We start from the raw sequence: 22,677 nt of genomic DNA, 5'->3' as shown, positions 1-22,677 counted from the left end.
AATATTCATCTGAAAATTACACCCCTATGTTTTCAATTCATTCATCACATTACGCTTGCCTATTGAAGCGCGTATTTATGCTGACGGCTGTTAGTGCTGTTCTGACCTTTGCCGGTTACAACACGGCTGCCGCGAAAGAGATCCGGAAAAAAGATCTGAAAAAAGATGTGGAACTGGTGACCGACTTTGGGCCGATTGTGCTTCGTTTGTCGGACGAGACCCCTTTGAACCGCGATAATTTCATCCGAATGGTAAAACGGCACGAACTCGACAGCCTCGACTTTTACCGGGTAATTGAGAAATTCCTGATCCAAACCGGTAAAGACTCTATTGCTGATGCGCCGGCTTTGATTCCGGCCGAGTTTCGCCCGGACCTTTTTCACCAACGCGGTGCGGTCAATGCGGCCCGCGAAGGCGATGATGTCAATCCAAAACAAGCCTCGGCCAACCTTCATTTTACGATCATCCAGGGGAAAGTGCAAAACGACAGTACCTTGCAACGAGCCGAAGAACGCATAAACGACTGGCGGGCGTACAACCAGGTGATTAATGATCCGACCAATGCTGAACTGTTTAAACAACTGCAGAGCTACAGCGGGGAAGGTGCAAACGCGGATAGCCTAAAAGTCGTTCAGGATAAACTGAATCAATTGGCAAAAGCGAAACGGGCAACCATGGACCTTTATGTCATTCCGGAGGAACATCGGGAAGTCTACAAAACCAAGGGTGGCGCGCCGCATCTCGATCAAAACTATACGGTCTTCGGGCAGGTCATCAGTGGGATGGATCTTGTTGACCGGATAGCGGCGGTAAAGACCGATGAAGGTGATAAACCGTTCGAAAAAGTCTATATTATCAAGGCACAACTCATCAAACGATAATAAAACTACAACCATGAAACGAATCACACTACTAATCTTTTGTTTGACTTATTTAATCTCTTCGTCATCGGCTCAGGATTACCTGGCGAAAAGCTGGAAACAGGTGGCCACTCAAATGCCGGATGAATGGTATGGCACAGCCGAAGCCGCTGAAGTTGCCGGAAATGTGTTACTGGCTCAAAAGGATATCGGTGGCTGGGCCAAAAACAAACCGTACCATCACCATTTTACGGAAGGGGATAAGGCGGAATACTTCGAAGCCAAAGGTGAAACCGGTGCAACGATCGACAATGGCGCGACGACCATGGAGATGCGCTTTTTGGCGAAGATCTATGCCGCGCAGCCGGATGCTCGTTACAAAGATGCTTTTGAAAAAGGCCTCGCTTATCTGTATGAAGCGCAGTACGACAACGGTGGCTGGCCGCAGTTCTACCCGGTTCGCGAGGGCAAGAGCGTTCATTATTCGGCTGACATTACTTACAACGATAATGCCATGATCAACGTGATGCGCCTGTTGGAAGACGTCTTCAAGGATCATGACGGGATGGACGTGCTGAAGCTGGGCGATGATCTGAAGAAGCAGGCGAAAGCGGCCTATGATCGCGGTGTGGATTGCATTCTCAACACGCAGATTGTTGTCAATGGCCAACCGACTGTTTGGTGTGCCCAGCACGATCCGGTAACACTGGCGCCGGACAATGCACGCAAATACGAACTGGCTTCGTTCAGTGGAGCCGAGTCGGTGAATATTGTCGACTTGCTGATGGATCTTGAACACCCTTCACCGGAAATTATTGCCGCCGTTGAGGGCGCCATTAAGTGGTTTAACGAGCACAAGCTTGAAGGCATCCGGCTGGAAAGAGTAACGAATGCCGAAGGGGAAAAGGACCTGGTCGTTGTTGAAGATCCGGAGGCAGAGACTTTGTGGGCTCGTTTTTACGACCTGGAAACCGGCAACCCTTACTTTTGCGATCGCGATGGGATCAAAAAAAATACGCTGGCCGAGATTGGCTATGAACGCCGCAACGGTTATGGCTGGTATACCAATGCGCCGGAAAAGATATTGAAAGCTTATCCCAAATGGCAGAACGATTGGGTGACTAAAAGATAACAACGAAAAGGGATTCCGCATAAAACGGGATCCCTTTTTCATTCCTAAAATTGAATCGGTCTTTTTAGAAGCTTAAGATGGCAGCGCCTTCTTTTACACGTTCGTGAATGAATACCGAGCCCACGATGGTTACGCCGTCCACCAAATCGGCACTTTCGTAACCTCTTACTTTGGCACAGGGCGGACAAACGCCTATTTGGCATCCGCTGTCGATCACTTTCTGAATCATATCCTTCATCATCGGATCTTCCGGATTGGGTCGGGCACGTTCCGCAGCTCCTTTGCGCACCCAATCAATTCCTGAACTAACCAGGAAGATTGATACATCCAACCCATTGTTGATTCCGCCATTGGCGATACTCCATGCTACTGATGAGCGTTCGTTGTCCAGACCGTGAGAAATAACGACGACTAATTTTCTTTGAGTTTCCATACTGTGTGTTTTAAATGATTAATTAGTACTGATTGCTGTTTATAAGTTGAATTACTTGAGATAGACATGCAGACTGATGGCTGATGTTCCGTAAGGATTGCCAACCTGGTGGTAGGCCATCTGGTCGTTGAGGTAACCAATGCTACCGGGGAGGTAGCTGGACGAAGAGAGTAAACGTGCCTCGCGATCGGGTGTATGGCGCAGTTCTTCGAGTTTTCCCTGCAGCAGTTTAAAAACGCACTCCGTTCCGTTGTGCCCGTGAATGGACGTTGTTTCTCCGGGCTTCCAGTGAATCAGCAGGATTTTAAACTGATCGTTGTTGACCAGCACCTGATGGGTTTCGCTGTTCCGAACAAATCGTTTCACTTCTTCCTGATCTAAAGAAGGAACACTTGTCATGAATTGAACCAGATCGGAAACGGTGAATTTTTTAGCTTTCGTTTGAAAGCGGGTGGCCAGGTCCAGGCAGACAGCCCACAAGTTAGGAATCTGCCCAACCGACATTTGGTAGAAAGCATTCGGTGTTAAAAGTTCTTCGGGATGGATTTTATGGCTTGAAACTTCCGGTTGTTTGGTGAGTTCGAAGCTGTTGCCGAATCGGTTCGAGTAATGGAAGAAATTAACTCCGCTGAAGCGATTCGATTCATTTGTTGTTGTGTTGAATAAGTCTTTCATAGTTCTCGGTGTTTTGTACAATGCAAAGTTGAGAACTATCCGACTATCGTATTTTGCTTAAAAGTTCGTTGTGTTGACTAATTCGTCCAAATGCCAAAAAACGATCAAATGGCGATCGATTTTTTGTATTCTCTTGGTGCTTTTCCGGTGACTTGTTTAAATACCCGGCTGAAATGGGAGAGGTCTTCAAAGCCGGTTTCGAAAGCCACCTCGGTAACTGTTTGGCTTGAATTAACCAACAGGTTGGCCGCATGTTTTACCCGGCGTTTCATGATCCATTTGCCCGGCGTTTCGTTGTAAATCTGCTGAAAGTCGCGCTTAAAGGTCGACAAACTGCGGTGGCACAGTTCCGCATAATCTTCCAGCCGAAGCTTGAAACAATAGTTTTTCTCCATGATTTGTTGCAGCGACGGCTTGTCGGTCTCACTCAGGTTACAGAAATAAGCGGTTAGCAGCGGATCGCAACTCATCAGGTTTATCAGCAATTCTTTCAGTTTTAACACCAGAATAGGTTCGGGCGGGCGGCTAATTCCCCTGAAGTAAGTCAACATGGAGTGAAAAAAACCTTCGAGGTATTCCGACGGCTGAACCATTTTAGCCGTGAACTCTTCCGACTTTTGCGAGCTGTTCAGAGCGACCTTGCCTTTCATTTCAGCCAGGGTTTCCTTTATCAGCTCGTCCGACAGAAAGAAGCCCAGCATGCAGTATTCATCGTCGAAATACTGGTGAATCACTTCGGCACCTTTCTTTAAATACAGCGTTTGACCGGGAACCAAAGTCCACTCGCCATTAATGGTTTTATAAGTCTTCTTTCCGCTTAAAACATACACCAGGTAGTCGTTGCGCGAGAAAATGCCGATCTGCTCAGCATCAATCGGGCAGGTGTACTCCAAACAAACGGTTTCACGAAATTCAAAGCGGTTAAAGTTGAGGTTTTCTTTGACAATTTTGTAGAAGTTCAACATGATCGTTTTCTTTTTGAAGATTGGTTTTGGGGTACTAAGTATTCGTTAAATAAGACTTGTTTATCTTTTATAACGATAATTTAGTAGTTGAGGTTATGGTTTTTAAGCCTTGATTCGATAAAATAATTTGTCGGTTAAATGATTGTTGAAATTGAGTTGGCAGCCGACCTTTTTGACAGAAGTTTCCTAATTTAGGCAGTCGAAAAACAAACCCAATGACAACAAACAAATCATCCCGCAGAGATTTTATCAAGCTCGCGACAGTAGCCGGTGTGGCTACGGCCGGGCTGGCTACCGCCTGTACAACGAATACGAAACCAGTTGAAAAGCCCGAGAAGGAAAAGCTGACTTTTCTGTTTCAGGGCGATTCCATTACCGATGGTAATCGCGGACGAACCGACGACCCAAACCACATTTTGGGGCATGGCTACTGTTTTGCCGTGTCGAGCCGGATTGGCGCCGATTTTCCCGAAGCCGGTTTTCACTTTATTAACCGCGGAATTAGTGGCAATACCGTCAGCAACCTTGCTGAACGCTGGCAAGCCGACACCCTGGATCTAAAGCCCGATGTGCTGAGCTTGCTGGTGGGCATTAACGATGTGAATGCGCTGGTTGAGGAAAGCGATACGGCCATCGATGCCGCGGCTTTTGAGGCAAGCTACCGCCAATTGCTAACGTCGTGCCGCGAGCAAAATCCCCGGCTGCTGATCGTACTCGGATTGCCTTTCTTCTTTGCTGCCGGCTGGCGAAAAGAGCAGTATGCAACATGGAACCCGTTAACCCTGGAGCACGCCGAAATTGTGAAACGCATTGCTGCTGATTTCGATGCCGTTTTAATCGATTACCCGAAGATATTTGAAGAAGCGCAACAACGCGCCCCAATTGACTACTGGATTTGGGACGGTGTGCATCCCACCGTATTTGGCCACGAACTGATGGCCCGCGAATGGATAAAGCAAGTAAGCACCCGTTTAGGATTTCTGAAAGTCTATCTCGACTAGATCAGCGTACCAGCCATTCTCTCGCGGGTACCTCCGAACTGACAACAGATACCTTGTCGCCGATTTCGCGGACCGCGGAACCGATTGCAGGCACCTTTTTGATGACTCAAATCAGTTCGAAGGTGACTCGACTCATCTTTTTGGTGATTCAAGTCGGTTCTGAGGTAACTTCAGTTAGCTTCTTTGGTGACTCAAGTCGGTTCTGAGGTAACTTCAGTTAGCTTCTTTGTGACTCAAGTCGGTTCTGAGGTAACTTCAGTTAGCTTCTTTGGTGACTCAAGTCGGCTCTAAGGGAACTTCAGTTAGCTTCTTTGGTGACTCAAGTCGGTTCTAGGGTAACTTCAGTTAGCTTCTTTGTGACTCGAGTCGTTTTCGAACACCGACGAGTCTGTTTTGAGGTGGGGAGGGGTACCTCTGAAGTAGGTAATGTTCATTAAACTGTGTCAATCGTTTTTGCACCGTTCTCCGAATTTAATAATTAACTCTTGTTTTACTTGTCCCCAATAGTTTGGTTTGGTGGTCCATGCTTTGGTTATTTGCTGTTGAGCAAGGTAAAGTATTTTCATTAGGGCCATATCGTTGGGAATCGCCTAACGGACACTGAGGCCCTCCAAAATCCGTTCCTCAACATGCACCAACCCTCGAACTCCCGAAAGAGACAACAAAGCTGCACCGATCTGTTTATCTTAAAATAGTGGTTGTCAAACGCTGATTAGTCAGATTTTTTTACTTAACTTTTATGTTCTTACAACAGACGCGATATGTGATGCCGGGACTTTGATTGAATGATAACAGTTATATTGGCAATTTCAGGCACGATGAGAAAAATAGGCTATACAGTTTTATTGGCGCTTTTGATGAGCTCACTTAGTTCGTTCGCACAACGGACAATCCAATTTGCCGGAATAGAATGGTATGTCAAAGATGGCTTTGCAGGCCCCGGCCCAAACTATTGGTCAGACAGCTCAAAAAGTGTTTGGGTTGATTCTAACGGTTTTCTGCACCTGAAGATTAGAAAGATCAGAGGGGAGTGGCATTGTTCCGAGATCTACTCCAAACAGAAATTTGGCTACGGCGAGTACAAGTTTCATGTGGCGAGCAATGTCGAAAAATACGCTTCCAATATTATTGTGGGCTTATTTGTTTATGAAAATGACAGCTCCGAAATCGATATTGAATTTCCGAATCGCGACTCACAATCCATGCTGGGTTGGTATACAGTACAACCTTCACCTTATGACGATGAAAACCACGAACGATTTGCCTTGAACTTATCCGGCGATTATTCGACACACAAATTTATCTGGAGGAAGGATAACATCGAATTTGAAAGTTACCACGGTCATGCGGATAGTTTGCCCTCGCCGGGCTATTTGATCAACGAGTGGACCTATGACGGAGATTACATTCCAAAGGCAGGGAAAGCGAGTTTGCATATCAATTTTTGGCTGAATGAAGGCCAGGCTCCCGGAGACCGGAAAGACGCCGAGTTAACGATCAACTGGGTGCACATTCAGCCTCAAAAAGAGGTTGTACAGGATTATATCGGGAAGTTTGAAGGTGCGTTTCCTTTTGAGGGTATGACTGAGGAATAAGCACCGTTGGAGATTCCCCGGGGTAAGTAATCAAGCTATTTATGACGGGAAAAAAAGAAGGGATGACATCCGCGTTGGCTGATGACATCCCTTTGGCATGTTATTTCATTTCCGGTTTTTCCGGAGCACGGTCGTACTGGCAGCAGCCTGGCAACGCTTCGTAAGCTTCGGCTGTCGCTTTGTGCATGTCGGTGTCGTAACCAGACTTGGCAATGGCCATATGCACTTTATGCACGTCGGTTTTCGCATCGTCGAAGGTCACTTCGATTTGTTTGGTTTCCTTGTTCCAATCGGCTACACTGACACCTTCTACAGAAAGCGCAGCTTTCTCGATGGTCTTTTCACACATGCCACAGTTACCGTACACTTTAAATTTTTCGGTTTTGCTGGCTGCAAATACGGTTGCAGTTCCCATCAGGAACAAGGCAACCAAACTCAATACTCTTGTTTTCATCTTTGTAAATTTTTAAGGTTAAAACTAATTATCTCTATTTGTTTTTTAATCGTAAAGCGTTCGAAATGACCGATACTGAACTAAAGCTCATCGCTGCGGCAGCAATCATTGGACTAAGTAAAATGCCAAAAAACGGATACAGCAAACCTGCCGCAATGGGTACCCCTATGGAGTTGTACACAAAGGCAAAAAACAGGTTTTGTTTGATGTTCTGCATCACTTTATGACTTAAGTCCCGTGCACGGACAATGCCGTTGAGGTCGCCTTTCACTAAGGTGATTTCGGCGCTTTGCATGGCAATGTCAGTTCCGGTTCCCATGGCAATGCCAATGTTGGCTTGTGCCAGCGCCGGGGCATCGTTAATGCCGTCGCCCGCCATGGCCACCACCTTTCCTTGCTGCTGCAATTCTTTTACCCGCTTGTATTTATCTTCGGGCAAACAATCCGCCTGGTAACCATCCAGGTGTAGTTCTTCGGCTACTGCTTTCGCGGTAAACTCGTTGTCGCCGGTAAGCATGTGTACTTTTACGCCCAGTTGCTGCAAGGCCGTTACCGCTTTGGCTGAGCTTTCCTTTATTTTATCCGCCACGCTGACAATTCCTTCTACCTGGTGTTCGAGCAACAGGTACATCACGGTTTGCCCTGAAGACTGCCATTCTTTCACTATTTTTTGTTTTTCTTCGTCAAGTGTGGCTTCAAAATCTTCCAGTAGACGGTGGTTCCCCAATCCTAATTTTTTAGACTGAAAGATGGCCTGTACTCCTTTTCCGGTTATGGCTTCAAATTGATCAGGCATGATCAGTTTAATATTTTTCTGCTTTGCTCCTTTTACTATCGCATCAGCAATGGGATGTTCACTATTGGCATCAATGGAAGCCGCCAGTTGAAGGATTTCTTCATCTGTTTTATCCCCAAAGGAGAGGTATGATTTTAAGGATGGTTTTCCTTCGGTGATGGTTCCGGTTTTATCGATGATCAGCGTATCGACTTTATTCATTTCTTCGATGGCCCGCGCATCTTTGACCAAAACACCCGACTGGGCACCACGTCCGGTTCCAACCATGATTGAGATAGGAGTTGCCAAACCCAAGGCACAGGGACAGGCAATAATCAGCACCGCCACCGCATTCACGAAAGCATACACATAAGCAGGATCGGGACCCCAAATGGCCCAAACAGCAAAGGTGATCAGCGCAATACTGATGACAATCTGTACAAAGTATTTGGCCACTAAGTCGGCCAGCTTTTGAATGGGGGCACGAGAGCGACCGGCTTCATTCACCATTTCAATAATTTGGGAGAGGAGCGTGTCTGCACCAACTTTCTCGGCTTTCATGGTGAAAGTGGTGTTCCCGTTAATCGTCCCGCCGGTTACCGGTTCGTTGACCGATTTTTCTGCAGGGATGGGCTCTCCGGTGATCATGCTTTCATCGATCACGGCACTGCCTTCGGTAATTTTGCCATCCACCGGAACTTTCTCGCCGGGCTTTACTTTAAGCAGATCGCCAACGTCCACTTCCTCCAGGGGAATTTTTTCTTCCTGTCCGTTACGGATCACACGGGCAACAGGCGGAGTAAGCTGCAACAAAGCTTTAATAGCGGAGTTTGTTTTGCTGTGTGCCCGAAGTTCGAGCACCTGCCCCAATAAAACAAGGGTGAGGATGACCGCAGCTGCTTCGAAGTATACGTGAACATTCCCCTGTGGATCTTTAAACTGTGCCGGGAAAAGCCCCGGGACCAGCATGGCCAGCACACTGAACAGGTAAGCTGCACCAACCCCAATGGAAATCAATGTCCACATGTTGGGCGAGCGACGGATAACGGAACTGTATCCCCGTTTGAAAAAGCTCCAGCCGGAATAAAACACAACCGGTGTTGCCAATGCAAATTCAATCCAGTTCCAAACACTTTTTGATGCCAGATTTTCAAGGTGTAGGAAGCTGAACATATCGGACATGGCAATGATGAATACCGGAAGACTCAAAGCCAACGCCAGCCAAAACTTTTTAGCCATTTGGTGCCAGGCATTTTCTTCGTCGCTGGTTTCTTCCGCTTTTCTTCCCGCCGGTCTTGTTTCTTCCTTTAACAGGTGCATGCCGCAAACCGGACAGTCCCCTGTCTCATCATACGTTTTGTCGCCCTCGCAGCGCATGGGGCAATAGTACTGCCCGTGGCTTTTCTGCTGTTGGTCGGTTGCTGGCTGATGAGCATGAGGGTGGTCATGGCCGCGGTGTGCATGGTCATGTTTGCGATGCCCGTTTTCGGATTCCGTGTCGCCCGGAACCAAATGCATATTGCAAACCGGGCAATCGCCGGGCTTGTCGTAGGTTTTATCACCTTCGCAATGCATGGGACAGTAATATTTTGTTGCCGTTTCAATATTCATGTGGTCCTTCTTTCTTAATTTGAATCGACGCCGGTCATGATAAAATGGCCCGCTTTTTAGTTTCAAATTCTTCTTTGTCGATTTCGCCCTTGGCATATCTTTCTTTTAAGATTTCCAAGGCTGATTTTGATTGTTGAGGAGCTGAAGTACTGCCGTTGTTGACTGCTTTCACAATCAGCCAGATCAGGATGATCAGAATGATCAGACCGATCAGCCAGCCGAAGCCCATTCCCCAACTCATTCCATTTAATCCGTGCATGATATTCTCCTTTATTATTTTCTTCACACCCATTTGGGTCTTCTCCGCGGGGCGGAGGCAGATCTAATCAATTCAATTTTTTACCGGGGTCAGATGCATGTTACAGATCGGACAATTGCCTGGTTCATCGTAGGTTTTGTCGCCTTCACATTTCATTGGGCATTGGTATAGCATTTTTGCATGGCCACCTTGTTCTGCCTGGTGATGACGATGAGCGCTTCCGCCACCTCCGCAACAGGGAGCACTTTCTCTTAGCTCATTTGATGGCCCAAATCTTTTGAATATTTCTCTCAGTGTTTTCATAACTCGTTGATTTTAAATTATACTTCAAAGTTACGCGATGAACAACCCGGTTCTGTTACACAATTTTCAATTTCATTTACATCATTTTAAGGTTTTAAACCTTGTCGATTGATTTTCGCTTTTGTTCGCCCAGTTTTTTAAAAAATGAAGGCGTGAAGCCGGTGACCTTTTTGAATTGACCCGATAAATGGGCCACGCTGCTGTAACCCATTTCCCAGGCAATTTCGCTCAGCGATTTTTCATCGTACACCAGCAATTCTTTCACCCGCTCAATCTTCATGTTGATCAGGTGCTTTTCAATGGTTGAGCTTTCTACCGACGAAAAAAGTGTGCTCAGGTAGTTGTAGTCCAGATTCAGTCTGGCCGACAGGAACTCTGAGAAATTTACATGCACATCCTCCGGTTTTTGGTAGACAAAGTCAATCGTGAGCTTTTTGATTTGTTCTATCAGGCGGCTTTTACCATCATTGATGATTTCAAAACCCGCTGCGTGGAGCTTGTTAGTGATGGAACCCAGTTTTTCATCGGCAACTGACCCGGCAACCGATACTTTGCCCAGTTGTACGCTTGCATCCGGCAATCCGGCTTCCTTGAAAATGTCTGAAACAACCATGATGCAGCGGTTGCAAACCATATTTTTGATGTAGATGTCCATAGGCTAATTTGTGTCATTATATTGCAAGAATTCCATTGTCGTCGGTGCGGACTTTATAAACCTCATCGACGGGCGAAACAATGACCAGTCCGTCACCCCGGTAGCCAGTCCTTCCGCTTTTGCGGATGAGTTCGACAACCGAAGCTACATGTTCTTCCGCGATCAAAATTTCCAGTTTGATGACCCGGTAGGCGTCAGCAAACGGGTACTTGTCACTGATGTGTTGCTTTTCATGGTCGGAATATTGGCCGGTTCCTTCACACTCCACGAAGGTCATGCAGCAAAAGCCACCGCTTTTGAGTGTGTGGAATACTTCTTCCGCCTTTCTGTGTCTGATATATGCTTTGACTAGTTTCATGCGATTTACTTTGATGGTTTTTCTTCGATTTCAATGTTTTCTTTTCCCTTATTCTCGGGGCAATCTACCAAGTCTCTCAACTGGCATTTGGAGCAGCTTAGGTCCTTATCAAGGCTTTCATCATCTTCCAACGCGCAGGAATGAACGGTAAACTCAGCATTTTTATCGAACAGCAGTTTCACTCCCAGGGCAAGCATGACGAATGCCACTAGTATGATTGCGATTATGAGTGTACCAAGTAACATGATTGTTGTTTTATTCTTTCACGCCTTGAAAGGTCAGGTTGTAAGGCATGTCGCCGTCCATCATTTCGAAACGATATCCGAAAGTATGATGTTGCATGTCAAATCCTCCAAAATGTTCGTCACCATCCTGATGTTCGTCGTTTAAGTGATGCATCCATTCGGTCTCTCCATCAGACAAATCGCCCATCATGCCACCCATCATATGTCCTTGTCCCAACATGTGTCCGTACATGTGCTCAAAGTCATCACCAGTCAGACAGACCATAATGCTGTCATCATTATGGTAGTATTTCAGGACCAGAGTGGTATCCAGCTCGTCGCTCAGGCAGTGAAGCTCAATCTCCAGATCCCCGGTTTCAACAACTGTTGCGGTCGCAGCGATAGGGGTAGTTGTGCTGGCCGAACTTTTTAAGGTTCCGACGTAGGTTCCTGTGATTGTCTGCTCTGATGTATCTTCGTTTTTACTGCAAGCAGTTAGTACAAAAAGCGCCAGGGCAGCGCATAGGTTAATAAAAGTTATTGGTTTCATGTTTGATGTTTTTTATGGTTCATGTCGCAGCAGTCCAAACGTCCGCTTCCAAGACTTTCTTTATTTTCTTTTGCGATGTATTTTAACCAGCGCTTCAGAAATCCTGTTTTTTCCGGAGATGTTATTTTAATTCCGAGTTCGGAGATCAATTGCTCCAGGTTTCCTTCAGTGATTTGATAAGGGTTGTACTCGACTGTAATCAGGTTCTCAGAAAACGAAATTGTTTGGATCCCGTTTGTGGAATCAATCAAAGCCTGGCATGCCTTTTTCAAATCTTCGGACAGTGGTTTTTTAGTCCGAATTTGATGAGTTTGAATGAAATCTTCCATGACAGTACTTTTTATGGTTTTACGCAATTTGAAGGCTGGAGGTGGAGCAATCAGCTCCCCCCTGCCTTATCTTATTCCAGGGTTTCCCTGTTTTCTCCACATCCCAGCATATCTTCTCCGAAATAAGGATTCCGGATTTCTTTAGTCTCGCTTAACCAATAGGCTCCCTGGTCGCTGTTGGCCATGGGGCAATATTGGTAATAAGCTGTCGCGCCATTCATCCCATATTGTTTGATACTTTTATGGAAGGCCATGTTGAAGGCGGCAAACTCTTTTCGTTGCAGGGCAATATCAGTGCTCTTGCTGATGTTATCGATGGTGCTGCTGATGACTTTTAATTGATCCATCCAGGCCATATGGGCATCACCTTTCAGCAATTCCATGTTTACTTTTTGCAATGCTTTTTTTACTTCTGATGCATCAGAGGCAACTTGTTTGGCATCGCTTTCGATGAATGCATTTTTCATATTCAGGTACACATCGTACACTTGTTGAAGCTGTTTCTTGAATTGAACGGAGATTTTGGATTTGTCAATTTCAGCTGGAGCTTCTTTTTGTTTAGCGGCGCTATTGGAGCTTCCTCCCATATCCATCCCCGGCATTTTTCCGGCTCCGGAATCCCCACCTTCGGGATTCATCATGCTGGTCAGTCCTTGTAGTTGCGCTGCTGCATCGATTTTGAATACGCCGTTTACCGCCACTTCTTCGCCTTCGTTCAAGCCGTTTGCCACGACATAGTAGTTGCCGGTTTCCGGGCCCAATTCAATTTGTCGGAAGCTGAATGTTGGATTTTCGGTTCCCTGAACTTTTACATAAACCACGGATCGCTTTCCGGTCCACAGCACCGCTGATTTGGGAATCAGCAACTCGTTTGTTTTTTCAGCTTTATCGGATTCGACGATGCCGTTGACAAACATTTCCGGTTTCAGTTCCTGTTGCGGATTATTAACGACAAGCCGGACTTTAGCCACCCGGCTGGATCCATTCAGGAACGGGTCGATGTAACTGATTTTTCCGGTGAATTCCTTTCCTGGCATAGCTTGCACGGTGAATGTCACCGGATCGCCAACCTTAAGCCAGGGCAAATCGCTTTCGTAAGCATCGAACAAAACCCAAACCTGCGAGAGGTTGATGAGCTGAAAGAGCTGATCGCCTTTTTTAACGTAATCGCCGACAGCCACATGGCGGTTCATGACGGTTCCCGAGATGGTCGCGAGAATGTCGAAATAGGTTTGCGGCTCTCCGTGGCTTTCAATTGCTGAAATCTGGTTGTCGGTTAAATCCCACAACTTCAGTTTTTCGCGCGAAGCTTTATACAATGATGGACGGGAATCTTTCAACTTAACAGCCTCAAGCAATTCACGTTGAGCAGTGATCAGTTCGGGTGAATAAATGGTTGCCAGTTTTTCGCCTTGACTGACCTGTTGCCCGGTAAAGTTGATAAAGAGCTTTTCTATTCGGCCCCCGAAACGAGCGGTCATTTCTGCCAGGTTTCGTTCGTCGGCCTGTACTTTCCCTTGCAGGAAAATGCTTTTTTCGGCAGCTCCCTTCCGGATAACCATTGTTTGGACAGCAGCTAGCTTGGCGGCTGATTCAGTCATCACAATATCGTTCGGATTGGTCCCTTCATCGTCCGATTGCATGGAGCTCAAGGGAATCAGGTCCATTGCGCAAATGGGACATTTCCCCGGTTTGTCCGAGCGCACTTGCGGGTGCATGGAACAGGTCCAGACCGTTGCTTCTTCGGCATGGTCATGGGCCTCATGCAAAGCCGTTTCGTTTGCTGCCGGAGTTTCGCCGGAAGGACGGATTAGCCAGCCCAACAATAGTCCGACAATTAGCACAACTAGCACCAGCCGGTAGTTTTGTTTTATTTGTTGAATGAATTTTTTCATTTTGTTTGATTCTAATATTCCACTTATTTTCCCATGAGGTAATTGATAAACGACCGGGCCGCTTGCTTGTCTGCACGCGCCTTTTCCAGTTCAAGTTGGTAGAGCAACAGCTTCCGTTCCATTCGGAGAATTTCCTCGAAATTTTTACCGGTATTACTGTAATCTGTTTCCAACAAGTCGATGGACATTCGAGCCAGTTTAGCCTGGTTTTCGTTCAGTGTAATCCGCCGGTCAGCATCCTGAAAATCTTTCCATCCTTGCTCGAAAACGGTTTCCAGGATATTCGATTTATTCAGCTTTTCATTCTGTTTGGCTGTCTCCAGGTACACCGCTTCGTTGACCATCGATTTATACTTATTTCGGTAAAGCGGAATCGTAATGCCAACCTGGGGCAATACGAGAGCGTCTTTTCCGGAAAGGTTGTTGTCGCCTTTCCCTACAAAAGTGTAGTCAAGGCCAACCATAATTTGCGGCAATCCGGTTTTGCGAGCAGCCTCCTGTTTGAATTGCAAGGCTTGTTCCTGCAGATCAAGATTCAGCAGTTGGTGGTTTTGTGCCAATATGCTATCGCGAATCGCAGTCTTTGGGTAGGGCAGTCCTTCATCCCAAAGCGTATCCGGAAGGTTGATCTGTTCTTGCTGTTCACGGTTCAGCAACTTGTTGAACATGGTCTGCTGGGTGAACAGTTTATCCCGTAGTAGCGCCAATTGGTTCTCCAAATCTCCGATCTCTATTTCAATCCGGTATTCATCAACCATCGAGCTCGTTCCGGCTTCCACTTTAATGATTGCCAGTTTTTGCAGGGAGGTGAGCAGCTCCAGATTTTCATTGGTCGCCACAATGGCCTTGTTCGAAAAATACAGGTTGAAATAGGTACTTCGAACCTCATTAAAGAGTTTGGATTTCGCTTCCAGAAATTGCTCGTATTTGGCTTTGGCGGCATGCGTCGCTGCATCTTCTTTGGCTCGCAACGTACCAAACCAAGGGAACATTTGAGAGGCCGAAATTTTGAAATTCATTGGCCCATTCCGTGTTTCCACTGGTTTGATAAAATAGCCGAAGGCCACCTGCGGATCAGGCAAACTGCTCACTTGGGACACGGCCTCCAAAGCAGCCATGTACTCGTTGAATGAGGCTATTAGCCCCGGATTGTTTTCCGCGGCAGCTTGCAAATAGCCGTTTAGTTCTTTTTGTGCATGTACGCTAAAAGAATTGAGCAATAAAAAGCTGCATATGATTGTGTACATTAATCTTTTCATGACTGTGCTTTTTTGAGTGAGCGTTTCAGTTGACTTTCCTGCCACATGCTAAATAGAACAGGCACCACAAACATGGTCATCACCTGGATAATCATTCCGCCAAAAGAGGGGATGGCCATCGGGACCATAATATCGGAACCTTTACCGGTTGAGGTGAGCACAGGAATCAGTGCGATGATGGTTGTCGCAGCCGTCATCATTGCGGGACGTACCCGCTGCGTACCGGCTTCGAGAATGGACTGGCGGATTTCAGCAACAGTGCCGGGCTTGTTTCGGCTGAAGACTTGCTTCAGGTAAGTTCCCATAATCACGCCATCGTCGGTCGCAACACCAAACAGGGCAATGAAGCCGACCCAAACCGCAACGCTCAGGTTGACCGTTCCCATTTGAAACATATCGCGAATGTTGATGCCTCCCAGGCTGAAGTTCATAAACCAGCTTTGTCCGTAAAGCCATAGCATGATGAAACCTCCGGAGAAAGCAACCAAAATTCCGGAGAAGGTCATGGCCGACATGGTGACTGATTTAAACTGGAAGTAGAGAATCAGGAAAATGAGAATGAGCGAAATTGGGACGACGACCAGCAAGCGGTTTGTGGCCCGAATTTGATTCTCATAGTTCCCGGTGAACACGTATTTTACACCGGAAGGAATCGTAATTTCCCCGGCATCAATTTTATCCTGCAGATACTTTTGCGCATTCTCTACAACGTCCACCTCAGCATAGCCCGGTTTTTTGTCGAAGATCACATAGCCAACCAGGAACGTGTCTTCACTTTTGATCATCTGTGGTCCGCGGGTATATTGAATGTCGACCAACTCGCCTAGCGGAACCTGCGCTCCTGCGGGAGTTGGGATGAGAACCTTTTTCAGATCGTCCGGATTATCTCGGAACTCACGGGCATAGCGCACCCGAACGGGGTAGCGTTCGCGGCCTTCAACGGTTGTCGTAAGCTGCATACCTCCGATGGCACTGCCAATAACCGACTGCAATGCCTGTATGGTTAGTCCGTATCTGGATAAGGCTTTCCGGTTAATCTTTAGTTCGATGTACGGTTTCCCAACAACACGGTCGGCAAAAACCGACATGGGCTCAACACCGTTGACATGCTTCAGCTCGTTTTCCAATTCATAACCAACTTTTTCAATGGTCTCCAGATCGGGGCCGAAAACTTTGATTCCCATCGGGGCACGCATGCCGGTTTGCAACATCACCAAGCGGGTTTGGATGGGCTGCAATTTCGGCGCTGAGGTCAATCCCGGAATGGTGGATTCTTTGATGATCTCTTGCCAGATATCATCCGGCGAGTGGATCTTGTCGCGCCATTGGCGGAAGTATTCACCGTTTTTATCTTCAACCAGATTTTCTTTGCTAATCAGGCGGAACCCATCGGTTGTCGGGTTATAGACAGAACCGTCTTTCAGAACATATGCATCATCTTTATTCACTTTAAAACGCATGCGATGTCCCTCTTCGTTCAGAATGTATTCCGATTTATAATTGATGATATTCTCGTACATGGAAACCGGTGCCGGGTCGAGTGCCGAGTTTACGCGTCCCCATTTACCGACGACATTTTCTACTTCAGGAATTGAATTGACCTTTTTATCGAGCATGGCGATCACTTCCAGATTCTCCTGAACACCGGAGTGGGGCATGGTCGTCGGCATCAGTAGGAAAGAACCTTCGTCCAGGTTGGGCATGAATTCTTTTCCGATGCCGGGAAACCGATCACTTGTTGCTTGCCACGCTTTGGTGTCCTTGACAAAATCGGGCACAAAGCCGAATGTTTTGTTGAAACCTTGCCAGATGACGATTCCCAGAACAACCACAATAATTGGGATACTTAGGAAGGTCCATTTATTTGCCAAACACCATTTCAATATGAAAGAATAAAAATGGACAATCGTCATGAGTGCCCCGAGTATAATGCCGATTACCGCAATTGCAAACAGGAAGTTGGTCAGCATAGAATTTTGTGCACCCATCGGCATCCATGCTTTGGTCATGAAGAAAACAACCACGATGAGTGTAATGGTGACATTGATGTAATTCGTGAACTGTTTTCGGTTCTTCGGCCAGCGGTATTCCAACAGATTATTAGCACCGATAGCAACTAGCGCTAGTGCGACCCAATTTCCTGAGATAATGGACAACGCAATTCCGGCAACAACCAGCATACTGTTGAAGATCATTTTTACTTTCCGTTTGTCGAAACGAATGGAGAAGACGACGTTGGCAAATGCCGGGATGAAAACCAAGCCAATAAACAAAGCCGAAAGCATGGCAAATGTTTTGGTGAAAGCCAGCGGCTTGAAGAGTTTCCCTTCGGCAGCTTCCATGGCAAATACCGGAAGGAAGCTGACCACAGTAGTTGACAAGGCGGTGATCACCGCTCCGGCTACTTCGACAGTGGCTTCATAAACGACAGTCAAAAGCTTTTTACCTTTTGCGCCAAGGTTTTCAGCCATCTCCAGATGACGGATGATATTCTCGGTGAAGACGACCCCGACATCGACCATCACCCCAATGGCAATCGCGATACCCGACAGGGCAACAATGTTGGCATCCACGCCAAATCGCCGCATAAAGATGAAAGTCATCAGTACCCCGATTGGCAATAAGCTTGAAATCAGGAATGAGGCTCTTAAATTCAGCACCAGCACAATTACCACGATAATGCTAATCAAAATCTCCAGGGAAAGAGCTTCTTCCAGTGTTCCCAATGTTTCTTTGATTAGCCCGGTGCGGTCGTAAAAGGGAACAATGGTAACTTTGGAAACAGTGCCGTCGGCCAACGTTTTAGAGGGCAACCCCGGAGCAATCTCTGCGATTTTAGCTTTTAGGTTCTCGATGGTTTGCATGGGGTTTGCACCGTAGCGAGCAACCACAACGCCACCAACGGCTTCGGCCCCGCCTTTATCCAGTCCGCCGCGACGGGTGGCAGGGCCAAAGTTTACTTTCGCCACATCTTTAATGCGGATGGGCACATTGTTATTAACGGCTACAACGCTTTCTTCTAAATCCTGAATGTTTTCAATGTATCCCAAAGCCCGGATTAGGTACTCGGCTCGGTTATATTCCAAGGTTCGCGCACCAATATCGAGGTTGCTGTTTTTTACAGCGTTCATGATTTGCATGACATTGACTCCATTGGCTTTCATGGCATTCGGATCAATATCTACCTGATATTCTTTAACGAATCCGCCAATGGAGGCGACCTCGGCAACTCCTTGTGCCGAAGTTAAGGAATAGCGAACGTAATAGTCCTGCACGGAACGCAATTCCTGCGGATCCCAGCCTCCGGCCGGCTTCCCGTCTTTGTCACGTCCTTCCAGGGTATACCAGTAAATTTGCCCTAGGGCTGTTGCGTCCGGCCCAAGCGATGGCGTTACTTCATCTGGTAGTGTCCCGGCAGGAAGCGAGTTTAATTTTTCCAAAATCCGGGTTCGGCTCCAGTAAAAATCGACATCTTCATCGAAAATGATGTAAATACTGGATAGACCGAAGATGGAGTTACTCCGGATGGTTTTCACCCCGGGGATTCCCAAAAGCGAAGTGGTGAGCGGGTAGGAGATTTGGTCTTCAATGTCCTGAGGGCTCCGGCCTGCCCACTCGGTGTATACGATTTGCTGGTTCTCTCCAATGTCGGGGATGGCATCCACCGGAACCGGATCTGACGGTAAAATACCGGTGTTCCATCCGAATGGTGAATTGATAACTCCCCAACTGATAAGGAGCGTCAGAATGAGGAAGGTAACCAGCTTATTCTCTAAAAAGAAACGAATGATTCTATTGAGCATGGTTTTCGATTTATGAAAATTGAACGCGTGTGATTGATTAAATAATCACGAAACAGCATGCAAGATCGGATGCACGCGAAATCAATCGGAATCAGTGAATACTGAAACCGAAAAGCGTTCAAAAAATCATAAACGATAAACCTGAAAATCGGAAAGAACCTCGCAAACGAGTTTTGGCGGAGGCGATTCAATGTGATTTACGATTGAGTTGACTTCAGCTATATTGTTTTCGTGAAGCAACTGCAGGCAGAATGTAGCCAATTCAACTTGAAAGAAAGCCACATGATCCAAAACGATCGGCGAAGTATAATCTTCGTGCAATTGGTATACATGGTTTTCATTGTGACAACAACTGCCCATATCGCAAGCATTTTGGTCACTTGTACAGCTGTCAGCAGTTCCCGAAAAAACGGACACATCAACCAATGAATCACCGCAGTAATGCTTAGATACAGTGAAACCCATTGTTAAAACTAACAACAGGAAAACAATGGTAATATGACTGATTTTTCGAACCATTTTAGGCTTTTGTCACTGCAATTATAACGATTATTCGTTTGCATTGTTTCTATTTTCTTATAAAATTAGCTTGATTTTAAGAATATTAACACCAGTGCAGTTACTCAGTGGGCTCTGTCACTGCTTCTAAGATTATATTTAGAAGATTAGAGAGTGCCGTTTTTAATAATCATGTTTTTAAACAAGAATTCAGGGTGGTGATTAAAGGGGAAAGGTGTTGAAAATATTAAAAGTATTTTTAACCTTTGTTCTGACTGGAAATAAAACACACACGATAATTATTTACTTATGAAAAAACTATCACTGATTTTTTTGGTATTGGCTTTTGCCTGTCAACAGCCTGCCCAAAAAGAGTTAATGCCTTTCACTAAAGCCGATTTTGAAACTTCGGTGGACGGCAAACAAATCAACCTTTACATTTTGGAAAATGCCAACGGCATGAAAGTCGCTATCACAAATTATGGCGGCAAAATTGTTTCGATTTTTGCACCTGATCGCAACGGAAAAATGGCCGATGTTAACTTAGGTTGGAAGTCGATTCAGGAATACCTGGATGTCGATAACGAATACGGGGCCATTATTGGGCCTTACGCGAACCGGATTGGCAATGCAACATTCACGATTGACACAACAACTTACCAGTTGCCGGCCAATGACCATGGAAACTGCCTGCACAACGGACTTATTGGCTTTAAGCACAGTATTTTTGCTGCAGAAGAAAAAGTAACTGACGAAGGTCAAGCGGTGGCGATGAAGATTCATAGCCCGGATGGACAATTTGGTTTCCCCGGCAACAAAGATGTGACAGTTACTTACACATTGACCGATGACAATGAGTTGAAGATTGACTACGAAGCCACCACTGATAAACCATGTCCGTTCAACCTGACTAATCACGCTTACTTCAACCTGAAGGGCGAGGGTAATGGTGATATTTTAAGTCACGTGATGTATTTGGATGCAGACTCAACAACTGTAATTGATGAAGAGTTAATTCCTACTGGAGAGATTGCATCGATTAAAGGAACTGACCTGGATTTTACAACTCCAACACCAATCGGCGAACGGATCAACTCTGATTACGAACCCATCAAAATCGGTTTGGGTTATGACCATAACTACATTTTGAACAAAGATCAGAATGCTGGTGAAATGACTTTAGCCGGGAGTTTGTATGAGCCGGAGTCTGGTCGTTATATGGAAATTTTCACAACCGAACCAGCGATCCAGTTTTACTCAGGTAACTTCCAGGATGGTACTTTAACCGGAAAATATGGTAAAACATTCGATCACAGAACCGGGCTTTGTTTGGAGACACAACATTATCCGGATTCACCAAATCATGCTAATTTCCCGAATACTGTTTTAATGCCGGGTGATACTTTACATTCAACTACGATTTACAAGTTCTCAGCCAAATAGGATCAGTTCTATTTCCGGAACAAATAAGAAAGGCTGCCTAAATGTTTAGGCAGCCTTTCTTTGTATGTTGCAGATGTGAAGTCTATTCAATTACTTCGATACCACCATCTTCGGTATTGCAAATAATTTTGGTCGCGATGTTGGCAAACAAACCATTTTCAACAACTCCGGGAATCTGGTTTAAAAGAACAGTCAGCTCAGACGGATTGTCGATCCGTTCGAATTTACAGTCAATAATGTAGTTTTGGTTGTCGGTGATATAGGGTTTATCATCTTTCATCCGTAGCGTTGGTTTACAACCCAATTGTTCTAATTGATATGCTGTGATCTGGTAGGCAAAAGGTGTTACTTCAACGGGTAGCGGGTAACTCCCCAGGAATTCGGAACTCTTGTTGGCATCGGCAATACAAATGAACACTTTGCTGATACGGGCTACGATTTTTTCACGAAGCAAAGCGCCACCTCCGCCTTTTATCAATTGTTTATTCGGATCAAATTCATCGGCTCCGTCGATTGTCACATCAATCGATCGAACTTCAGAAACATCCAGCAATGGAATATTTAATTCATTCGCCAGTTGTTCAGTTGCTTTTGATGTTGGAACACCTTTTATTTTCAGACCTTCTTTTACGAGTTGACCAATCTTTTGAATGGCCCAGTAAGCTGTTGAGCCTGTTCCCAGGCCCACAATCATTCCATCCTGAATGTATTCAGTTGCCTTTTCGCCAACCAGTTGCTTTGCATTCATCGTTTATTCGCTGTGTTTATATTTAGGTTTACAATTTAGTGATCTCAATATTTCGAAAATCAATCGGAAAGCCTTCGTATTGCAGCAATATTCTGCCATTATTTACAGAGGGTTTGATTCCTTCATTAACCAATTCGCCATTTAAATATTGGCTGACTTTCCCGCTTTCAACCCGAATTCGGATTTTATTCCATTCTCCGGTTGGCATTTCTGCATCCTTATCTTTGCCCAAAACAACACTTCGTCCGGGGTCGTTTCTTGTGCCTTTTTGTTCCAACGTTACATTTTGTAATAAAATAAAATCGCCGGTGGATCCTTCTTTAATTTGAAATTGAATGCCTTGAGGCCATAGGGTATCTTTTGCACTTTCCGGCACCAGATACATCAACCCGCTGTTTTTCTTATTGTTTTTCCGGGTGAAATTTTCGACTGTATTCCATCGAAATTCAGCGGTGAGTTCAAATTCATTGTAAGATTTTTTACTCATCAGGTAGCCGGCTTCGGGGCCAAACATGCGAATCATGTTGTCAGATGCTTGAAATAACTCATTGGCTTTTTTGTGCTTCCCGCTTGCGGAGTCAAAGGCGTACCAACCGTTTAAGTTTTTCCCGTTGTAAAGTTGTGATGGTTTTTGAGCATAGCTATTTATTCCGGACAGGAAAAAAGGAAGGACGGCGAGCGAAGCTAATTTTTGCATGAGTCAGGCAATTTTATTTTCGGAGCCAAAAATAGCCAAAACATCCAGTAGTACAGCAAAATATTGCAAAGAAAGACCAAAAATTACACTTGAACTATCGTCTTTGTGCGAAAAAAAAATCAGTCTTTGTATATTGCAAAGACTGATTGTCCATT

Annotated in this window: 23 protein-coding genes and 1 pseudogene; 5 read left to right on the top strand and 19 right to left on the bottom strand. The window is 45.8% G+C overall.

All coding sequences use genetic code 11. The annotated features are described in order from the left end of the window. The first annotated feature begins 26 nt into the window (after window positions 1-26). Together GJV22_RS01300 and pelA are read left to right on the top strand one after the other, a co-directional pair. On the top strand, window positions 27-881 hold the full coding sequence (locus tag GJV22_RS01300) for a peptidylprolyl isomerase (RefSeq protein WP_163707585.1): 855 nt from the start codon (window positions 27-29) through the stop codon (window positions 879-881). 13 nt (window positions 882-894) lie between these two features. Continuing rightward, window positions 895-1,992: a pectate lyase gene (gene pelA, locus GJV22_RS01295; RefSeq protein WP_163707583.1), complete on the top strand. Its 1,098-nt coding sequence runs from the start codon at window positions 895-897 to the stop codon at window positions 1,990-1,992. Between the two features lie 64 nt (window positions 1,993-2,056). Here pelA and GJV22_RS01290 read toward each other — a convergent pair whose 3' ends face one another. The 3 genes from GJV22_RS01290 to GJV22_RS01280 all read right to left on the bottom strand — a co-directional run bounded on the left by GJV22_RS01290 (window position 2,057) and on the right by GJV22_RS01280 (window position 4,065). Next, the gene (locus tag GJV22_RS01290; protein ID WP_163707581.1) at window positions 2,057-2,425 is read right to left on the bottom strand and encodes a DsrE family protein; all 369 of its coding nucleotides are present in this window, start codon (window positions 2,423-2,425) and stop codon (window positions 2,057-2,059) included. Window positions 2,426-2,476: 51 nt separating this feature from the next. After that, window positions 2,477-3,100, bottom strand: coding sequence for a cysteine dioxygenase (locus GJV22_RS01285; RefSeq protein ID WP_163707580.1), 624 nt, complete (start codon window positions 3,098-3,100; stop codon window positions 2,477-2,479). A gap of 104 nt (window positions 3,101-3,204) precedes the next feature. Then, window positions 3,205-4,065, bottom strand: coding sequence for a helix-turn-helix domain-containing protein (locus GJV22_RS01280; RefSeq protein ID WP_163707577.1), 861 nt, complete (start codon window positions 4,063-4,065; stop codon window positions 3,205-3,207). Window positions 4,066-4,280: 215 nt separating this feature from the next. Here GJV22_RS01280 and GJV22_RS01275 point away from each other — a divergent pair, with 215 nt between their 5' ends. Beyond that, entirely contained in the window at window positions 4,281-5,066 is a 786-nt protein-coding gene (locus tag GJV22_RS01275; RefSeq protein WP_163707574.1) for an SGNH/GDSL hydrolase family protein, read from the top strand. A 443-nt stretch (window positions 5,067-5,509) separates the two neighbouring features. Here GJV22_RS01275 and GJV22_RS22475 read toward each other — a convergent pair. Next, window positions 5,510-5,656: pseudogene (locus GJV22_RS22475) on the bottom strand (IS256 family transposase); the annotation flags it as partial. A gap of 228 nt (window positions 5,657-5,884) precedes the next feature. On the opposite strand from GJV22_RS22475, the gene GJV22_RS01270 reads away from it, so the two are divergent. Beyond that, on the top strand, window positions 5,885-6,661 hold the full coding sequence (locus GJV22_RS01270) for a glycoside hydrolase family 16 protein (protein WP_163707569.1): 777 nt from the start codon (window positions 5,885-5,887) through the stop codon (window positions 6,659-6,661). Window positions 6,662-6,761: 100 nt separating this feature from the next. Here the strand turns inward: GJV22_RS01270 and GJV22_RS01265 are convergent, their stop codons facing one another. From GJV22_RS01265 to GJV22_RS01205, 13 genes are all read right to left on the bottom strand, one after another. Next, a complete protein-coding gene (locus tag GJV22_RS01265) occupies window positions 6,762-7,115 on the bottom strand; it encodes a heavy-metal-associated domain-containing protein (RefSeq protein ID WP_163707567.1) in 354 nt (117 codons plus the stop codon). Window positions 7,116-7,149: 34 nt separating this feature from the next. Continuing rightward, window positions 7,150-9,501 (bottom strand): copper-transporting P-type ATPase, encoded by a 2,352-nt coding sequence (locus GJV22_RS01260; protein ID WP_238480256.1) that lies wholly within the window; start codon window positions 9,499-9,501, stop codon window positions 7,150-7,152. 34 nt (window positions 9,502-9,535) lie between these two features. After that, complete coding sequence (locus GJV22_RS01255) at window positions 9,536-9,787, bottom strand: SHOCT domain-containing protein (RefSeq protein ID WP_238480255.1); 252 nt, start codon at window positions 9,785-9,787, stop codon at window positions 9,536-9,538. Window positions 9,788-9,832: 45 nt separating this feature from the next. After that, a complete protein-coding gene (locus GJV22_RS01250; protein WP_163707561.1) occupies window positions 9,833-10,063 on the bottom strand; it encodes a heavy metal-binding domain-containing protein in 231 nt (76 codons plus the stop codon). Window positions 10,064-10,157: 94 nt separating this feature from the next. After that, the gene (locus GJV22_RS01245; RefSeq protein WP_163707558.1) at window positions 10,158-10,718 is read right to left on the bottom strand and encodes a helix-turn-helix domain-containing protein; all 561 of its coding nucleotides are present in this window, start codon (window positions 10,716-10,718) and stop codon (window positions 10,158-10,160) included. Window positions 10,719-10,734: 16 nt separating this feature from the next. Further along, the gene (locus GJV22_RS01240; RefSeq protein ID WP_163707555.1) at window positions 10,735-11,076 is read right to left on the bottom strand and encodes a P-II family nitrogen regulator; all 342 of its coding nucleotides are present in this window, start codon (window positions 11,074-11,076) and stop codon (window positions 10,735-10,737) included. Between the two features lie 5 nt (window positions 11,077-11,081). Then, window positions 11,082-11,321 carry a hypothetical protein gene (locus GJV22_RS01235; RefSeq protein ID WP_163707552.1) on the bottom strand — a complete coding sequence of 80 codons (240 nt, stop codon included), beginning with the start codon at window positions 11,319-11,321 and terminating at the stop codon, window positions 11,082-11,084. A gap of 10 nt (window positions 11,322-11,331) precedes the next feature. Then, a complete protein-coding gene (locus tag GJV22_RS01230; RefSeq protein ID WP_163707550.1) occupies window positions 11,332-11,850 on the bottom strand; it encodes a hypothetical protein in 519 nt (172 codons plus the stop codon). Next, entirely contained in the window at window positions 11,847-12,179 is a 333-nt protein-coding gene (locus tag GJV22_RS01225; RefSeq protein WP_163706902.1) for an LDCC motif putative metal-binding protein, read from the bottom strand. Before GJV22_RS01225 ends, GJV22_RS01230 begins: the two co-directional genes overlap by 4 nt. A 71-nt stretch (window positions 12,180-12,250) precedes the next feature. Further along, complete coding sequence (locus GJV22_RS01220) at window positions 12,251-14,074, bottom strand: efflux RND transporter periplasmic adaptor subunit (protein WP_163707547.1); 1,824 nt, start codon at window positions 14,072-14,074, stop codon at window positions 12,251-12,253. Window positions 14,075-14,097: 23 nt separating this feature from the next. Beyond that, window positions 14,098-15,333, bottom strand: coding sequence for a TolC family protein (locus GJV22_RS01215; protein WP_163707543.1), 1,236 nt, complete (start codon window positions 15,331-15,333; stop codon window positions 14,098-14,100). Next, the gene (locus GJV22_RS01210; protein WP_163707541.1) at window positions 15,330-19,136 is read right to left on the bottom strand and encodes an efflux RND transporter permease subunit; all 3,807 of its coding nucleotides are present in this window, start codon (window positions 19,134-19,136) and stop codon (window positions 15,330-15,332) included. Before GJV22_RS01210 ends, GJV22_RS01215 begins: the two co-directional genes overlap by 4 nt. A gap of 126 nt (window positions 19,137-19,262) precedes the next feature. Then, window positions 19,263-19,655, bottom strand: coding sequence for an HYC_CC_PP family protein (locus GJV22_RS01205; protein WP_163707537.1), 393 nt, complete (start codon window positions 19,653-19,655; stop codon window positions 19,263-19,265). Between the two features lie 288 nt (window positions 19,656-19,943). Between GJV22_RS01205 and GJV22_RS01200 the strand changes: the two genes are divergently transcribed. Further along, entirely contained in the window at window positions 19,944-21,077 is a 1,134-nt protein-coding gene (locus GJV22_RS01200; RefSeq protein ID WP_205461713.1) for an aldose epimerase family protein, read from the top strand. Between the two features lie 82 nt (window positions 21,078-21,159). Here the strand turns inward: GJV22_RS01200 and rpiA are convergent, their stop codons facing one another. Both rpiA and GJV22_RS01190 read right to left on the bottom strand, forming a co-directional pair. Continuing rightward, window positions 21,160-21,825, bottom strand: a complete 666-nt coding sequence (gene rpiA, locus GJV22_RS01195; RefSeq protein WP_163707534.1) for a ribose-5-phosphate isomerase RpiA — start codon at window positions 21,823-21,825, stop codon at window positions 21,160-21,162. A gap of 28 nt (window positions 21,826-21,853) precedes the next feature. After that, a complete protein-coding gene (locus tag GJV22_RS01190; RefSeq protein WP_163707531.1) occupies window positions 21,854-22,522 on the bottom strand; it encodes a 3-keto-disaccharide hydrolase in 669 nt (222 codons plus the stop codon). Window positions 22,523-22,677: the final 155 nt, after the last annotated feature.

The organism is Mangrovibacterium lignilyticum (assembly GCF_010882175.1).
Classification (GTDB): Bacteria; Bacteroidota; Bacteroidia; order Bacteroidales; family Prolixibacteraceae; genus Mangrovibacterium; species Mangrovibacterium lignilyticum.
Note: the sequence above shows the minus strand (reverse complement) of the source record. Positions and strands in the feature narration are given on the sequence as shown.

Bases quoted from the DNA above. Each gene is read 5' to 3' on its own strand.
- GJV22_RS01280 (WP_163707577.1), bottom strand. From the start codon at position 4,065: ATGTTGAACTTCTACAAAATTGTCAAAGAAAACCTCAACTTTAACCGC.
- GJV22_RS01300 (WP_163707585.1), top strand. From the start codon at position 27: ATGTTTTCAATTCATTCATCACATTACGCTTGCCTATTGAAGCGCGTA.
- GJV22_RS01215 (WP_163707543.1), bottom strand. From the start codon at position 15,333: ATGAAAAGATTAATGTACACAATCATATGCAGCTTTTTATTGCTCAAT.
- GJV22_RS01240 (WP_163707555.1), bottom strand. From the start codon at position 11,076: ATGAAACTAGTCAAAGCATATATCAGACACAGAAAGGCGGAAGAAGTA.
- GJV22_RS01265 (WP_163707567.1), bottom strand. From the start codon at position 7,115: ATGAAAACAAGAGTATTGAGTTTGGTTGCCTTGTTCCTGATGGGAACT.
- GJV22_RS01235 (WP_163707552.1), bottom strand. From the start codon at position 11,321: ATGTTACTTGGTACACTCATAATCGCAATCATACTAGTGGCATTCGTC.
- GJV22_RS01290 (WP_163707581.1), bottom strand. From the start codon at position 2,425: ATGGAAACTCAAAGAAAATTAGTCGTCGTTATTTCTCACGGTCTGGAC.
- GJV22_RS01220 (WP_163707547.1), bottom strand. From the start codon at position 14,074: ATGAAAAAATTCATTCAACAAATAAAACAAAACTACCGGCTGGTGCTA.
- GJV22_RS01260 (WP_238480256.1), bottom strand. From the start codon at position 9,501: ATGAATATTGAAACGGCAACAAAATATTACTGTCCCATGCATTGCGAA.
- GJV22_RS01200 (WP_205461713.1), top strand. From the start codon at position 19,944: ATGAAAAAACTATCACTGATTTTTTTGGTATTGGCTTTTGCCTGTCAA.
- GJV22_RS01245 (WP_163707558.1), bottom strand. From the start codon at position 10,718: ATGGACATCTACATCAAAAATATGGTTTGCAACCGCTGCATCATGGTT.
- GJV22_RS01250 (WP_163707561.1), bottom strand. From the start codon at position 10,063: ATGAAAACACTGAGAGAAATATTCAAAAGATTTGGGCCATCAAATGAG.
- GJV22_RS01225 (WP_163706902.1), bottom strand. From the start codon at position 12,179: ATGGAAGATTTCATTCAAACTCATCAAATTCGGACTAAAAAACCACTG.
- rpiA (WP_163707534.1), bottom strand. From the start codon at position 21,825: ATGAATGCAAAGCAACTGGTTGGCGAAAAGGCAACTGAATACATTCAG.
- GJV22_RS01230 (WP_163707550.1), bottom strand. From the start codon at position 11,850: ATGAAACCAATAACTTTTATTAACCTATGCGCTGCCCTGGCGCTTTTT.
- pelA (WP_163707583.1), top strand. From the start codon at position 895: ATGAAACGAATCACACTACTAATCTTTTGTTTGACTTATTTAATCTCT.
- GJV22_RS01205 (WP_163707537.1), bottom strand. From the start codon at position 19,655: ATGGTTCGAAAAATCAGTCATATTACCATTGTTTTCCTGTTGTTAGTT.
- GJV22_RS01270 (WP_163707569.1), top strand. From the start codon at position 5,885: ATGAGAAAAATAGGCTATACAGTTTTATTGGCGCTTTTGATGAGCTCA.
- GJV22_RS01190 (WP_163707531.1), bottom strand. From the start codon at position 22,522: ATGCAAAAATTAGCTTCGCTCGCCGTCCTTCCTTTTTTCCTGTCCGGA.
- GJV22_RS01210 (WP_163707541.1), bottom strand. From the start codon at position 19,136: ATGCTCAATAGAATCATTCGTTTCTTTTTAGAGAATAAGCTGGTTACC.
- GJV22_RS01285 (WP_163707580.1), bottom strand. From the start codon at position 3,100: ATGAAAGACTTATTCAACACAACAACAAATGAATCGAATCGCTTCAGC.
- GJV22_RS01275 (WP_163707574.1), top strand. From the start codon at position 4,281: ATGACAACAAACAAATCATCCCGCAGAGATTTTATCAAGCTCGCGACA.